This window comes from Enterococcus sp. DIV1368b (assembly GCF_050529595.1).
Taxonomy (GTDB): Bacteria; Bacillota; Bacilli; order Lactobacillales; family Enterococcaceae; genus Enterococcus_B; species Enterococcus_B mundtii.
In genome coordinates, this window is sequence record NZ_CP172883.1 from 2,799,912 (window position 1) to 2,814,510 (window position 14,599).

Below are 14,599 nucleotides of genomic sequence, written 5' to 3' on the forward strand. Positions count from 1 at the left end.
CATACACGGTACCACCTATATTTGAAAGATTGCTCTTTCCTCTCACGATTAACGCTCGTTTACGGGACGGCTTTGCACGCGTCCATCTCCAGAGTGTCTTTCAGAAACTACTTGTTTTAGATCGCTCTCAGCCACGACGATCCTCTCTTATAAAGCATTTAGTTACTTACTCGCTCTTTCATCGATATTTAGATATTAATTATAACCTACTAAAAACACAGCGCAAAGTCAAGTAGATTCTTATTGATTTCTTTTTCAAAGTCATTTTGATTTAGCTTTTTTTCTTTTTGATTTAGACTAAATAAAAAAGGAGGTAAAAAAATGTCAGAAGTAAAAATTGGTCATTCTCAAGTATATGCCGAAGCAATCGGCTTAGGTGCAAATGCCGTCGGCGGGCACAATCTTTTTTCAGGATTAGCTGATGAAACTGGAAAAGAAGTCGTCAGAGCAGCCTTAGATAATGGCTTGAACCTTATTGATACTGCTTATATTTATGGAGAAGGTCGTTCGGAACAATTGATTGGAGAAGTCTTGCAAGAACCGGCTTATGATCGTTCCCGTATTATTATTGCCACCAAAGCAGCACATCTTCCAGATCAACCGAAAAAATTTGATAACTCTCCTGAATTTTTGAAGAAATCAGTTGATGCAGCGTTAGAACGTCTGCAAACAGATTACATCGATATTTTTTATATCCATTTTCCAGATGAAGCAACACCTAAAAATGAAGCAGTTGCCGCTTTACACGAACTGAAAGAAACTGGGAAAATCCGTGCCATTGGTGTGTCTAATTTCACTTTAGAGCAATTGAAAGAAGCCAACCAAGACGGCTATGTCGATATCGTACAGGATCAATTTAGTTTGATCCATCGCACAGCGGAAAAAGAATTATTCCCTTACCTCGAAGCTAACGAGATTGGTTTTGTGCCTTATTTCCCACTTGCTTCAGGTTTATTGACTGGCAAGTATGATCTAGAAAGTCCGAAACATTTTTCTGAAGACGATCCTAGAAAGAACAAACCAAACTTTCAAGGTGAACGTTATGAACGAATCATCACAGCGGTCGATCAACTCAAACCGCTTGCTGAAAAGTACCAAGCAACCACTGCTCAATTAGTCTTAGCTTGGTATATCGCACACCCGCGGATTTCATTTGTCATTCCTGGCGCAAAGAAACCAGAACAAGTCGCAGACAATGCCAAAGCTTTGGATATTCATTTGTCTTTAGAAGATGCCCAAACAATCGATCAGTTATTCCGAGAGTTTAAATAGTACTCAAAAACAACCATCGCGAGAAAATGCGGTGGTTGTTTTTTTATTATGTACAAGATGTTTCAGCATAACCTTAGCTTTTTTTTCATTTCGTCATGCGAGAGACTTTCATCAAGTTTCTGATGATCCTTCATCGCTTCATTATAGATAGCCAAGTCAATTTGTTTTTCTAGCGTACCTAATATCATCGTTCTAGCTAATTCCGATATTGTCAGTCCTTTCAAATCAGCCATTGCCAAAATAAATGATTTTTCTTCCTCTGATACACGAATTGTAATTTCGCTCATTCCTTCACACCTCCTGTATATTTTTATAGAAGGATGTCGGGAGAGAAGGACTCTAATTACCTAAGAGGCTACTTCTCTGCCCACTACCTAATCCATTCTTACGTAAGAGATAAAAGCGAATGTTACTTTTGTCTCTCCCTCACTGAGCAATCCAAGCTAATCCAAGCTGAAAATCCACGTTACTCTTTATATAACAATCCTCGACTATTCGGATAAGTCGGAAATTGATTGAATGGAATCGTCCAGTCTTGTTCTGGTACAGAAAAGGCAAAACGATTCACTAATTGATCGGAAAAAACTCGTAAACTATGCAACGTGATCCATTCACCTGCGCATCGGTGCATTTTTCGGAAGTCACCGCCACCTTGCGCAATCATCTCATACTCTTCTTCATAAGAGATTTTTTTCGCTTTACCAATATACCGTTTGATCAAAAATGCCTCTGGTGAATCCACTGTCCGTTCATCATGATTTGTTCCATACAAATCTAAAATTACCCAACTGTCTTTAGGGATGCGATAGCCATCTACTTCAACATCTTGTAAAGCAAATGCCGGTAACATTGGGAAAAATGGGTAATACCGACGCATCTCCTGAATAAAAGGATCTTGTAGTTCCTTAAAATCGTTTTTTAGTTGTTGGTAGATATCTGGTCGGCTGAAAAGAGCATGCCCCATCAATACCGCCCAGACGGTCAATGCCACGGTTGGTCGAATGATATTCAATAATTCTACCGCCGCAATATCCAATGGTAAGAGATTGCCCTTAAGATCGGTCGCATGCGCAAAAGCATACAGGGCGACATTTTCTTTTCCGGCTACTGGATTTTCTCGTGCTTCTTCCAGCAACTCTTGTGCCCATTTCTCTGATTTTTTTCGATTGTCAACGCCTTTAAAATGATCGATCGGTGAAGTCACTGTTCCACTGATCATGGAGATCTGATAATCTGCCAGTTGGTTGATTTCTTCTTCTGAGTAATCAGCTAAGTTGATTCCCGACCACTCACATATAGCGGTAAAAAGTACTTTTTTACTCAAATCAAATAACTCAAAGGTACCATGTTGTTGTTCCAATTCATGTGTCAGTACGCGATCCAGTATTTGATGATAGTCTTCCATTCGCTCTGGCGTCATCAAATCCATAAAAATTGCTTTACGATGATGATGCTCTGCACCATCTAAGGACTGCACCCCGTCCTTTCCAAATAATGTTTTTTGGACCATTTTAGGCATCGCACCTTCTCGTTTGAAATTTCTCGGATCATAAAAACGTTTCGCTGCCTCTTCTCCATAGATGATCACAGCTTCCTTATTGAATATCTTTGCTTTCACAACAGGTGATTGGGCTTCTTCTCTTAGCTTTCCAAGCATTTTGTAGCCCTCATTATAGTATTTTTTGATTTCGGTCATTTTGATATCGACCACTGGAATTTCTTGCATATTTTTTGCTCCTCCTAATAAATAACTTTAGATATTATTAGGATACTCCTTGTACAATAAAACTGACAAAAGAAGTGTTTGAGCCCAAGCTATATCAATTATTTTTCTTGTGCTACTTATACCCGAATAAACAACTTCTTTATAAATCATTTAAATTAAATAAGATTTCATTATAACGTTCTGTGGCTCTTTCACTCACTCGTCCTTTTTCACAAAAAGATAATTTTCTTAACTTAGGTACCACTCTTTCCACTCGAATCATTCCTTCGTCTAGCTTTGAAGTCAGCGCATGAAATGCCTCTTTGAAGCGCACGTCTTTTCTAGCGTATTTGTAAAAAGACAAAACATAGACATAATAAAATAAATTATAGCTTCTAAAGGGATATTCTACTTGCATGAATAATGTTCCGATCCCGTGATGGCAAGGTCCAATCGGTTGTTTGATCGTCCAATGGGACAATAAAAATTCCACCGCTCGATCCAACCGCTCATCGTTGTTGATCCATTCGGAGAAACGAAAGGCATCCAAAACTGTTAAGGTCGTCATCGGTGTAGAAAATTCGGTTTCAGGGCCTTTGCCAAAACTATACTTATTGCACTTCCATCCGCCATCTTCTTCTTGGGTAGCGAGAAAATACTCAAATGTTTTTTTTAGTCTCTTGTCTGTTGCATGATCTAAATAACACAATGTTCGAAGTGCAGCAGCCGTATGGCAGGGGTAGATCGCACCCTTTGGCGAAACTTTGAATCGTCCATCTTTCCGCCATGCTTCAAATATCAAATTCGCCGTTTCTTGCATGACCTTTTCTCCAGGTAAAACACCGGCATCTAAAAGATACAACGGGCATTCTAACGTAGTAAAAGGGGCGCCTTTGATCAATTGTTTATCTGGCGTTGCCCAATAATCAAAGCCATTATCATAACGATGTGACAGTATTTCATCTATAGTTGCTTGATTTCCATTAGCCATTGGCAAGCACCTCCTATGTTCAATTTTATCGCATCTCAGTACTTATGACGAACGAAAACCGAAAGCGCATTCTAAAATTAGGAATAAAGTAAACAAAAAAAGGCTGATTTTGAGAAACTCCATCAAAATCAGACTAATCTTTTTATTTTTCATTTGTTTTGAGAATCAATAATGATCGTCACTGGGCCATCATTCACAAGAGAAACCGCCATATCTGCACCAAATTCTCCTGTTTCAACGGTGATTCCTCGTTGTCTTAGCCCTTCGTTAAAGGCTTCGTATAAAGGAATCGCTGTTTCCGGAAGTGCTGCTGCGATAAAACTTGGTCGATTGCCTTTTTTTGTGTCTGCAAAAAGAGTGAACTGAGAAATACTCAACAGCGCTCCTTTGACATCTTCAATACTTAAATTCATTTTTCCTTGTTCATCTTCAAAGATACGCATCTGGGCAATTTTTTTGATCAAATAATCTACGTCTGTTTGCGTATCTGTCTCATGAACACCTAGCAAAATCAACAAGCCATGATCGATACGACCCACTTCTCGTTCGTTGATCGATACAGCTGCTTGACTCACTCGTTGGATCACTGCGCGCAAGGTACTACCTCCTAGCCATTCATCCGGCGTACGCTATATACATCCGGTACGGTCTTGATTTTATCGACAATACTTTTCAAGTGTGACAAGTTGCGTATCCCTACTGTCAAATGGATCGTCGCCATTTTGTCTTTATTCGTTCGTGCTTCGACACTGTTCAAATTTTTAGTCATCGCATTCACTGTCTGCAAGACGTCATTTAACATGCCAGAACGATTATAGCCATAGATCTCTAAATCAGCATCATACTCTTTGTTCGTATTTGAAGTGTCTTCCCATTCAACGTCGATCAACCGTTCTTCCACATTTGGTTTATCCGGTTGGACATTCGGACAGTCTTTGCGATGGATCGAGATACCACGTCCTTTGGTGATATAGCCCACGATGTCATCCCCTGGTACAGGATTACAACAACGGCTGATCCGGATCAACAAGTTTTCAACACCTTGGATGACGACGCCACCTTCATGACGAACCTTCATTTTTTCAGGCTCTTTTTTAGGTTGATTCATCAACTCTTCTGCTTCTTGTTTTTGTTGCTCGATTTTTTGTTCTTTCCGCTCTTTTTCAGTCAAGCGATTAGCCATCGTCAATGGACTTACTTCGCCATAACCAATCGCGGCATACATGTCTTCTTCTGTTTGGAAATTCAAACGTTCTAATGCGTCATGTAATTTATTTTTTGAAAGGATCTCCTTTGGTACAAAGCCAAGATCTGTAATACACTTCACTAAAGCTTCATGACCCTTCGTCACATTCTCGTCTCGATCTTGTCCTTTGAAGAAACGCTTGATTTTATTTCTCGCTTTACTAGTAGCTACTAATTTCAGCCAATCACGACTTGGTCCAAATGAATTTGGCGAAGTCAGAATCTCGATAATATCACCATTCTTCAATTTGTAATCTAATTGGACCATTTTCCCATTGATTTTAGCACCAGTCGTTTTGTTCCCGATATCTGTATGGATGCTATAAGCAAAGTCTAACGGTCCTGATCCTTTAGGAAGCTCAGTCACATCGCCTTTTGGAGTGAACACATAGACTTTATCACTAAAGATATCGCCCTTCACTCCCTCCATGAATTCAGAAGCATCGTAACTTTCATCTTGCAATTCGATGATCTCATGGAACCAACTTAACTGTTTTGTCATCCCATCAGGTTCAACTTTGTCGCCTTTTCCTTCTTTATACGCCCAGTGAGCAGCTACCCCAAACTCAGCGATTTCGTGCATTTCTTGGGTTCGGATCTGGATCTCGACAGGGTTGCCTGCTGGTCCGATAACAGTTGTATGCAACGATTGATACATATTCGCTTTAGGCATCGCGATATAATCTTTGAATCTACCTGGCATGGGTTTCCATTTCGTATGGATCGCGCCTAGTACTGCATAACAATCCTTGATCGAATCTACGATCACTCGAATCGCTAGTAGATCATAGATTTCATTGAACTGCTTCTTTTGATCTTTCATCTTACGGTAAATCGAATAGATGTGCTTCGGACGGCCATAGATCTCTGCAAAAATCCCCAATTCTTCCGTTGCTAAACGGATATCCTCCACTGTACCACTGACATAATTTTCACGTTCTTCTCGTTTTGTTTGCATCAAGTGGACGATTCGATAATATTGCTTTGGATTGAGATAACGCAGCGCCGTATCCTCTAATTCCCATTTGATTCGACTGATCCCTAAACGATGAGCAAGCGGTGCGTATATCTCCAATGTTTCTTGCGCAATGCGTCGTTGCTTATCTTCCCGCAAATGCTTTAACGTACGCATGTTATGTAAACGATCGGCTAACTTCACCATGATTACACGTAAATCTTGAGCCATAGCTAATAACATTTTGCGGTGATTTTCCGCTAGTTGTTCTTCGTGGGATTTATATTTGATTTTCCCTAACTTCGTCACTCCGTCCACCAACATTGCCACGTCGTTCCCGAAGGCTTCTCTTAAATCTTCTAAGGTTACTTCTGTATCTTCTACCACATCATGTAAAAAACCAGTGGCAACCGTGTGGGGGTCCATTCGGAGATCTGCAAGAATCCCTGCAACTTGGATCGGATGGATGATATAAGGTTCTCCTGATTTACGAAACTGTCCTTCGTGGGCAGTGGTCGCGTAGTCACATGCTTTTTGCACAAAAGCGACATGTTCAGGTCCCATGTATTGGCTAACCATCTTAATGACGTCAGGCCCTGTTAATATTTCTTCTTTTGGCATGGGAAACATCCCCCTTTCTATTCATAATCAAAACAGATATTTTTTATCGTGAGAAAGCATTTTTTTATAGCTTAGGATTAAATAATTGTTCTTATTATACCGATTGTGTCAATGATTTTCAATTCCGTACAAAAGGAAAAATGCCCCCTTCACTTTGAGGGATCAAGAAAACAGAAAAAGTCATTCATTTGTTTTGGAGAGAATCGTTATCCCTAACGATTCACTCACCTATTACTTGCTAGGTGCTTGTAATTCAAGCTGAAAACTGGCGGCACTTAGCAAATACAATGGTGCAGTTTCTGTTCGTAGGATTCTTGGACCAAGACCACAAAGAATGCCACCTTGTGATTCAAAATGAGCGACTTCTTGTGGAGATAATCCGCCTTCTGGGCCAAACACTGCAAGGATCCGAGTACCTGGTAAAACAGATTGAAGTATTTTGGCTAAATTAGCGGCTTCCCCTTGTTTTGCTGATTCTTCATATGCAATCAGAAGGACATCATACGAACTGAGCGTCTCATAAAATTCCTTTTCTGTCTCCATTAAAGATACTTGCGGGACGACTTGGCGATGCGACTGTTCCGCCGCTTCCTGTGCAATCTTGACCAATCGTTCTTGTCGCTTTTTGCGTTTTTTGGCATCCCATTTGACGACAGAAGCCGCAGCAGGAAATCCCACAAACCCGTGAGCGCCTAGCTCTGTCCCTTTTTGTACGATCCAATCCAACTTATCCCCTTTAGGATATCCGCTAGCAATCGTGAACTTGCAGGGTAATTCTTTTTGAACACTTTCTTTCGCCACTTCGACTAAGAAAACTTCATTCTCGTTCATTTCATTGATTTCTGCAATGATCGCGATTTGGTCGTTAAATGCTAAATAGACCTGATCTTTCACTGCCATTCGCATGACTCTTACCATATGGTGATAGGCTTCACCTTCTATTACAAAACGTTCTTGTGGTCGATAAGGTTCATCTAGAAAATATCGTTGCATTTAATCCACCTCAGGTTTTTTTAGCATAATGGCATACCAATCTTTTTGTTGGAACACTTGATCGACAACAAAACCTTGTTCTTCCATCGCTGCGAGAACCATTTCTTTCTTCTCTTCAATGATTCCAGAAACGATCAACGTCCCAGTTTGTTTTAGTAAACGCCACGCATCAGGGATCATCAACAAAATGATATCAGCCAAAATATTAGCTACGATCACATCACTCTCGATCTCAATACCTTTTAATAGGTCATTGGCCGACACATGCACATCTTTGGCTACTTCATTTAGATCCATATTTTCTTTTGCTGAACGTACTGCCACTTCATCGAGATCATACGCATAGACTTCTTTTGCCCCTAAATGCTTCGCCGCAATACTCAACACTCCAGAACCAGTACCGACATCTAAAACCGTTTCTCCACCTCGCAAGGTCGACTCCAGTGCTTGTAATGTCAAAGAAGTCGTTGGATGCGTACCTGTTCCAAACGCCATCCCTGGATCTAATGTAATGATTTTTTCTAATGGATCAGACGTTTGGTAACTTTCCCAACTTGGTACGACAGTTAGTAAACGTGTGATCCGAACCGGATGATAATATTTTTTCCAAGCCGTTGCCCAATTGCTTTCTTCGACTTCACTCACCGTCACAATGTTCTTACCGATCGCTAATCCAAATTCGGGTAATTTTGTCACACGTTCTTTGATAAAAGGTAAAATTTCCGGTAAAAAGATCGTTTCAGGGAAATAAGCCATCACGATGGCACCCTCTTCAATCGTTGTAAAATCTTCTTTTGTCAGGATTTCTCCATAAGGATCAGATTTAAAATTTTCGACGTCCAATGAATCTTCGATCGCGACACCACTCGCTCCTGCTTCCATTAAAATATTTGCGACTGCTTCAACCGCTTCACTCGCCGTTTCGATTTTGACTTCATTCCATTTCATATACGTTGCTCCTTAATAGCTGGGATAGGGTAGATATCCATCTTTTTCATTTTGTTGTTTTTCTTCGACTAAACGTGTGAACACATGGTTGTCCCATTTCAATTCAAAGACAGCTGTTTCGTCTTCTGCATCTAAAAAATCTAAAAGATCACTTTGACCTTGTGCTAATACATCATTCAAGTAGTCAATCAGTGCCTCGGCTACAGAACTCGCTAACCCTTTCTTTCCTTCATAAGGGATCACTGCCAGGTAATCTTGCTCATCAAATGTAGATTTTTCTGGGTTGAATAGTAAAACACCATCTTCAAATTCAATGATTTCTTCTTCCGAGACAACCCCTTGGGCATCATCTAATTCAAAATGCGCTTGATTTTCTGCAAATAAACGTACCACAATCTCAATCGTATGGTTTTTTGTGTCCCAATCTAACGCCACATCATAATCTGTGATCTTCTTTTCAATGGCTGTATCAAGGTAATCCAATATTGTTGTTTTCTTCATTTTGTTTCCTCCAACCCCAGTCTTCATCGACTTGGTTCTTTTTTTGTAATGAAAGATACGGATTTCCAGCAACGACAAAACGCAATGGTTTTTCCGTCCATTCTCCTTTATTCGGTATACCGATTCTAGGCAACGCCAATATTTTTTTTGGTAGCCGTTTTTTCTCAAAAACCAAACGCAACGAGCTATCACGAATCGACTGTCCATATAAATCTGGTGATAGACCTAAGGCTGCCACTAATTTCCCCGGACCATTACTAATATCAGGACCCGCCTTCCCTTTGCGATTCAGGCTCATTTTCTCAATCCCTTCAACCGGCTCAATGGCCCGGATCATCACCCCTTGTGGTACTCCTTCGGGTTGTGTGATGATATTTAAGATCAAGTGGGTGTGCATTGTGTAGAGATAGATTGTTCCTGGTTCTTCATACATTGCACGCACTCGAGGCGTACGCCGCATACCATAACTGTGAGCAGCCAGATCTTCCGGACCTAAGTAAGCTTCTGCATCTACGATATAGCCACCTAAGCGCCCATTTGGTGTTTCATATTCCAGATACATTCCTAGTAAATCTTTTGCCACTTCTGCCGTTGTTTTATTTAATAAAAGTTCATCTAATTGTTTTTGATTTGTCATTTGCTTCACCACCTTTATCATACACAATATTAGGCAAAGAAGCTATGAAAAAAGCGGGTCAGAAAGTTGGCGATTGCCATTGCTGAGCTAGAGAAACCTATTTCTAGCTTCTCGCCCTATTCTGACGATTCCTCCGCCTTTTGCGCCCCTTTATCCTATGAGATATGTTATAATAAACGAACGAATAATCCAAAGGAGGCAGACTGATGCAACAACCATTAGCCTATCGGATGCGTCCGAAAAATATCGATGAAGTCGTTGGCCAACGCCATTTAGTTGGTGAAGGTAAGATCATTCGCCGTATGGTTGATGCAGAAATGTTATCTTCCATGATTTTATATGGACCACCCGGCACAGGAAAGACAAGTATCGCTAGTGCCATTGCTGGCTCAACTAATTTTGCCTTTCGGATGTTGAATGCCGCGACTGATTCTAAAAAAGATCTACAAGTTGTCGCCGAAGAAGCTAGAATGAGCGGTACTGTGATTCTTTTACTTGATGAAGTCCATCGATTAGATAAAACAAAGCAAGATTTTTTACTTCCGCATTTAGAAAACGGACGTATCATCTTGATTGGGGCAACCACTGAAAATCCTTATATCACTATTAATCCAGCAATCCGTAGTCGGACACAGATCTTTGAGGTAAAACCGTTAGACGAAGAAGATATCCAATTAGCCATTCATCGTGCATTGTCCGATAAAGAAAATGGCTTAGGAGAATCATCCATCAAAATAGATGAAAATGCCTTGCTTCATTTATCTCGCGCCACTAACGGCGATTTGAGAAGCGCACTTAATGGCTTGGAACTTGCTGTACGTTCCACTAAAAAGCAAGAAGACGGCACAATTCATCTCACCCTTGCTATTGTTGAAGAGTGTATCCAGCGAAAAGCATTGACGCATGATAAAAATGGGGATGCTCACTATGATGTGATCTCCGCCTTTCAAAAATCCATTCGTGGGAGCGACGTGGATGCTGCATTACACTACTTGGCACGTTTAGTCGAAGCTGGGGATTTAGCAAGTATTTGTCGTCGCTTGATGGTGATCGGTTACGAAGATATTGGGTTAGGCAACCCTGCTGCTGCGGCTCGAACAGTCAACGCTGTGCTAGCTGCCGAACGTTTAGGTTTACCAGAAGGACGTATCCCTTTAGCTGATGCAGTCGTCGATCTTTGCCTTTCACCCAAATCAAATTCTGCCTATACCGCATTAGATACAGCCATTGCAGACATAAGAGCAGGAAAAGCGGGCGAAGTTCCTGATCACTTAAAAGATAGCCATTATCAAGGTGCCAAGTCATTGAATCGAGGTGTAGACTATCAATATCCTCATAGCTACGAAAATGCTTGGGTCGATCAACAATATCTACCTGATAAACTGAAACATACACAGTATTATCAACCTAAAAATACTGGGAAGTACGAACAAGCCTTAGGACAGCAATATCAGCGCATTAAAGAATGGCAGAAAAAAACACAATAACTACCGTCATTGAAAGCGTTCAAAATTATTGAGCGCCCACATTGCTCTTTTTAAATCCATGTGCTACTATAGAAGTGGGAAATCTGTGATGTTCGAATTGTCCTCTTTGTGTGTTGACCGAACATTTTTATTGATATCTTGGGACCTGTCTTGTGTCACAGCTGGTAACATGCCTTATCATTTGGTAGTTCGATGCGACGACCATGGGACCCACCTGCTTGAATTCGCGGGATCAATACTACAGGACAAACAACGGCATTAACGGAGATTACCATTTTTTTACCTATTAAGAGGCAGTACCGATTTATCGGTGCTGCCTCTTTTATGGTATGATTGGTTTTAGAAAAAGTAGGAGTGGATACAATGATTCGTTTATTGATGGCGATTGCAGCCTTATTGCTATTATTTGTCAGTTATTACTTATTTAAAAAACAAACGATTTTTTTCGTTCTTATCGAACAGAATAAAAAGAATCAAGATTTTCTAAGTATTTTCGGTTCGATCTACGCGTTTTTAGGACTTCTAGGACTCGTTGTCGTAGCAATCAATCATCGGTTTTTTGCATTACTTTATTTAGTCATCGTAATCGTTGTTGCCTCTGTCTTCAGCATCGGTTTTGCCAAAAAAATGACGAAACCTGACAGTAAATAATTCTCATTTCTTTGAATTTGCTTTACAATAGAATTGTAAACCAAGTATCTTTTTTGAAGGAGTGAATGCTGATGTTACAACAATATAGAAAAATCATGGTTGCGGTCGACGGTTCTGAAGAAGCCGAATTAGCGTTTAAAAAAGCAGTAAACGTTGCTTTAAGAAATAACAGCGAGCTTTTATTAGCTCATGTCATTGACACACGATCTTTCCAAACTGTTTCATCCTTTGATGGCATGTTGGCAGAACAAGCAACAGAAATGGCCAAGCAAACACTAGCCGATTATGAGATGAAAGCTAAAAAAGCTGGATTACATCAAGTGACAACTGTGGTAGAATACGGTTCTCCAAAGCATATCATTGCTAAAGAAATCCCTGAAGACCATGAAGTGGACTTGATCCTTTTAGGTGCAACTGGACTCAACGCAGTCGAACGTCTATTTATCGGTTCTGTTTCAGAATACGTTATTCGCAATGCAGCATGTGATGTTCTAGTCGTACGTACAAACTTAGAAAATCAATTACCAAAAAAAGAAGATAAGTGATTATTTCATAAAAAGCATTGAGAAATTTTTATTTCTCAATGCTTTTTATTAGTTAGATTCTGTCTTTGAACGTAGCATGAGCAATCTTTCTTTGCTATCTACTGTGCCTTCTGTAACAGGAGTAATTGATTCATACGACAAAGAATTGGTAATAATCACCATTACCGTATCATCATAACCGGCCTGCTTGAGCTTTTGCTGATCAAATCTTCCCAACAGCTGGCCTTTCTTTACCTTATCTCCTACCTGAAATTCTGTCGAAAACCCTTGACCATTTAATTCAACTGTATCAATACCTATATGGATCAAAATTTCTCCACCAGCATCTGTTTTCAACCCATAGGCATGTTTCGATTCATAAACAACAGTCAGTTCACCATCGGCTGGAGCAAATAAAAGTCCTTCCGTTGGTCTGATTGCTATTCCTTTCCCCATCATCTCTTTAGAAAATACAGGATCTTCCACTGTCTGCAGTGATATCAGTTTACCAGAAACAGGAGCGACGATCACTTCTTCTATCACACGTTCCTCCTCTTTTGCAACACTCGGTACATCTGCTGTTTCCGGTTCTTCACTAGCAAGTAGGTATGCGTGTTTTTTTCCATAAAGATATGTTGTAGTGAAACCAACGAGTAAACTGATCAGGATACCTATCATGAAAAAAGGAATCTGATTAGGCGTAATTGAAATAAAGCCGATGACGCTGGCGGGACCTAAAGCAATAGCAAGTACATGGAAAAAACCGATGAACATGGAGGAGATCCCGGCAGCAATCATTCCACAAATAAATGGAAACTTTAATTTTAGATTGACACCAAAAATTGCTGGCTCTGTAATTCCTAGTAAAGCAGAGATGCTAGCAGAAGTTGCTAAACTTTTTTGCTTTGTATTTTTAGTCAATAACATGATGGCAAGTGTGGCTGCCCCCTGTCCAACGTTTGCCATTGAAGCAACTGGGAAAATAAATGTTCCTCCCGTTCGAGCCACATCAGCCAATAAAGATGTTTCAATTGCTGGAAAACTTTGATGAAGACCAGTGATCACGATTGGTGAATAGAACAAACCAAAAATCCCTAAGCCGATTGCTCCAGTTGTTTGATACAACCAACTCAACCCTGCTGTTAAGCTGTCTCCGACTGCTTGCATCACTGGACCAACCACAACGAATGTCAAAAAACCTGTAATGATAATGGCTAACATCGGTGTAAATGTATAATCAAATGCATTAAGTAAACGTTTATGGAAGAATTTCTCTAAATTCGCCAAAATCCATGAAACAGCTAAAACTGGTAAGACCGATCCTTGGTAACCTGCTTGAGCAATGTTTAACCCAAAAATATTCCAATAAGGCATTGTTCCTTCTGCCACAGCATTTGCTACGCTGTACCCATTGACCAGCTCCGGCATCACCATCGCCATTGCCATTGCTGCTCCTAGATAAGGATTGCCACCAAATCTTCGCGTTGCTGAAAAACCTACTAGGATCGGGAGAAATGCAAATGGAGCAGAAGCCAGTAAATTAATAATGCTAGTCACATCTTTTAAATTAGGATACATCTCAATCACTGATTGTGGTCCGAATAGATCTTGTGCGGTCAAAACATTATTGATTGCCATCAATAACCCACCTGCGACTAAAGCAGGAACAATTGGTACGAAGATATCAGACAGTACTTTGATCAAGGACATAAAAGGATTCTGTTTCTTCCCTGATTGTGCTACCGCTTTCAAATCGTCAGTCGACGCTTCTTTTGTACCGGTCAGCTGGATAAGTTCGTCGTAAACGTTATTCACATCACCTGCGCCTATAATGATTTGGAATTGATGGTTTGCTTCAAAGGTTCCTTTTACTTCATCAATGGCATCTAGTGCCTTTTGATTCACTTTCGCTTGATCTTTTAATACTAAACGCAAACGAGTTGCACAATGTGCGGCAGCTTGGATATTATTTTCCCCTAGTGCGTCATTGATTTCTTTTGCCACTTTTTTATAATCCACTTTTTGTCCCCCCTATATAATCTAAACATCAATTTTTTTGTAACCGTTAT

14 protein-coding genes, 1 other RNA gene and 1 other annotated feature (1 of these 16 running past the window's edge) are annotated in these 14,599 nt (G+C 40.3%); of the genes, 5 read left to right on the plus strand and 10 right to left on the minus strand.

All coding sequences use genetic code 11. The features are described 5' to 3' along the window. Positions 1 to 191 (minus strand) — a binding site (T-box leader); it reaches 21 nt to the left of the window's first position. A 130-nt stretch (positions 192 to 321) separates the two neighbouring features. After that, positions 322 to 1,272 (plus strand): aldo/keto reductase, encoded by a 951-nt coding sequence (locus tag IGJ19_RS12895; RefSeq protein WP_430604187.1) that lies wholly within the window; start codon positions 322 to 324, stop codon positions 1,270 to 1,272. Between the two features lie 62 nt (positions 1,273 to 1,334). Here the strand turns inward: IGJ19_RS12895 and relB are convergent, their stop codons facing one another. The 9 genes from relB to IGJ19_RS12940 all read right to left on the minus strand — a co-directional run bounded on the left by relB (position 1,335) and on the right by IGJ19_RS12940 (position 9,868). Then, positions 1,335 to 1,559 carry a type II toxin-antitoxin system RelB family antitoxin gene (gene relB, locus IGJ19_RS12900; RefSeq protein ID WP_430604188.1) on the minus strand — a complete coding sequence of 75 codons (225 nt, stop codon included), beginning with the start codon at positions 1,557 to 1,559 and terminating at the stop codon, positions 1,335 to 1,337. Between the two features lie 179 nt (positions 1,560 to 1,738). Beyond that, complete coding sequence (locus IGJ19_RS12905) at positions 1,739 to 2,998, minus strand: cytochrome P450 (RefSeq protein ID WP_430604189.1); 1,260 nt, start codon at positions 2,996 to 2,998, stop codon at positions 1,739 to 1,741. Between the two features lie 139 nt (positions 2,999 to 3,137). Next, the gene (locus IGJ19_RS12910; RefSeq protein WP_430604190.1) at positions 3,138 to 3,968 is read right to left on the minus strand and encodes a prenyltransferase; all 831 of its coding nucleotides are present in this window, start codon (positions 3,966 to 3,968) and stop codon (positions 3,138 to 3,140) included. A 149-nt stretch (positions 3,969 to 4,117) separates the two neighbouring features. Further along, on the minus strand, positions 4,118 to 4,564 hold the full coding sequence (dtd, locus tag IGJ19_RS12915; protein WP_430604191.1) for a D-aminoacyl-tRNA deacylase: 447 nt from the start codon (positions 4,562 to 4,564) through the stop codon (positions 4,118 to 4,120). Positions 4,565 to 4,575: 11 nt separating this feature from the next. Then, the gene (locus IGJ19_RS12920; protein ID WP_071867724.1) at positions 4,576 to 6,789 is read right to left on the minus strand and encodes a RelA/SpoT family protein; all 2,214 of its coding nucleotides are present in this window, start codon (positions 6,787 to 6,789) and stop codon (positions 4,576 to 4,578) included. A 231-nt stretch (positions 6,790 to 7,020) separates the two neighbouring features. Continuing rightward, the gene (locus tag IGJ19_RS12925; protein ID WP_086335195.1) at positions 7,021 to 7,782 is read right to left on the minus strand and encodes a 16S rRNA (uracil(1498)-N(3))-methyltransferase; all 762 of its coding nucleotides are present in this window, start codon (positions 7,780 to 7,782) and stop codon (positions 7,021 to 7,023) included. After that, entirely contained in the window at positions 7,783 to 8,730 is a 948-nt protein-coding gene (prmA, locus tag IGJ19_RS12930; RefSeq protein WP_071867722.1) for a 50S ribosomal protein L11 methyltransferase, read from the minus strand. Positions 8,731 to 8,742: 12 nt separating this feature from the next. Beyond that, the gene (locus tag IGJ19_RS12935; protein WP_195514308.1) at positions 8,743 to 9,231 is read right to left on the minus strand and encodes a DUF3013 family protein; all 489 of its coding nucleotides are present in this window, start codon (positions 9,229 to 9,231) and stop codon (positions 8,743 to 8,745) included. Continuing rightward, a complete protein-coding gene (locus tag IGJ19_RS12940) occupies positions 9,200 to 9,868 on the minus strand; it encodes a DNA-3-methyladenine glycosylase (RefSeq protein ID WP_071867721.1) in 669 nt (222 codons plus the stop codon). Before IGJ19_RS12940 ends, IGJ19_RS12935 begins: the two co-directional genes overlap by 32 nt. A 206-nt stretch (positions 9,869 to 10,074) precedes the next feature. Between IGJ19_RS12940 and IGJ19_RS12945 the strand changes: the two genes are divergently transcribed. The 4 genes from IGJ19_RS12945 (at position 10,075) to IGJ19_RS12960 (ending at position 12,551) form a co-directional block, all read left to right on the plus strand. Continuing rightward, positions 10,075 to 11,355 carry a replication-associated recombination protein A gene (locus IGJ19_RS12945; RefSeq protein WP_086335198.1) on the plus strand — a complete coding sequence of 427 codons (1,281 nt, stop codon included), beginning with the start codon at positions 10,075 to 10,077 and terminating at the stop codon, positions 11,353 to 11,355. A gap of 77 nt (positions 11,356 to 11,432) precedes the next feature. Beyond that, a non-coding RNA gene (gene ssrS, locus IGJ19_RS12950) (6S RNA) lies at positions 11,433 to 11,627 on the plus strand. A 91-nt stretch (positions 11,628 to 11,718) separates the two neighbouring features. Further along, the gene (locus tag IGJ19_RS12955) at positions 11,719 to 12,006 is read left to right on the plus strand and encodes a hypothetical protein (RefSeq protein ID WP_071867720.1); all 288 of its coding nucleotides are present in this window, start codon (positions 11,719 to 11,721) and stop codon (positions 12,004 to 12,006) included. A 71-nt stretch (positions 12,007 to 12,077) separates the two neighbouring features. Then, on the plus strand, positions 12,078 to 12,551 hold the full coding sequence (locus IGJ19_RS12960) for a universal stress protein (RefSeq protein ID WP_010734215.1): 474 nt from the start codon (positions 12,078 to 12,080) through the stop codon (positions 12,549 to 12,551). A gap of 48 nt (positions 12,552 to 12,599) precedes the next feature. Here IGJ19_RS12960 and IGJ19_RS12965 read toward each other — a convergent pair whose 3' ends face one another. Beyond that, positions 12,600 to 14,549, minus strand: coding sequence for a sucrose-specific PTS transporter subunit IIBC (locus IGJ19_RS12965; RefSeq protein WP_071867719.1), 1,950 nt, complete (start codon positions 14,547 to 14,549; stop codon positions 12,600 to 12,602). Positions 14,550 to 14,599: the final 50 nt, after the last annotated feature.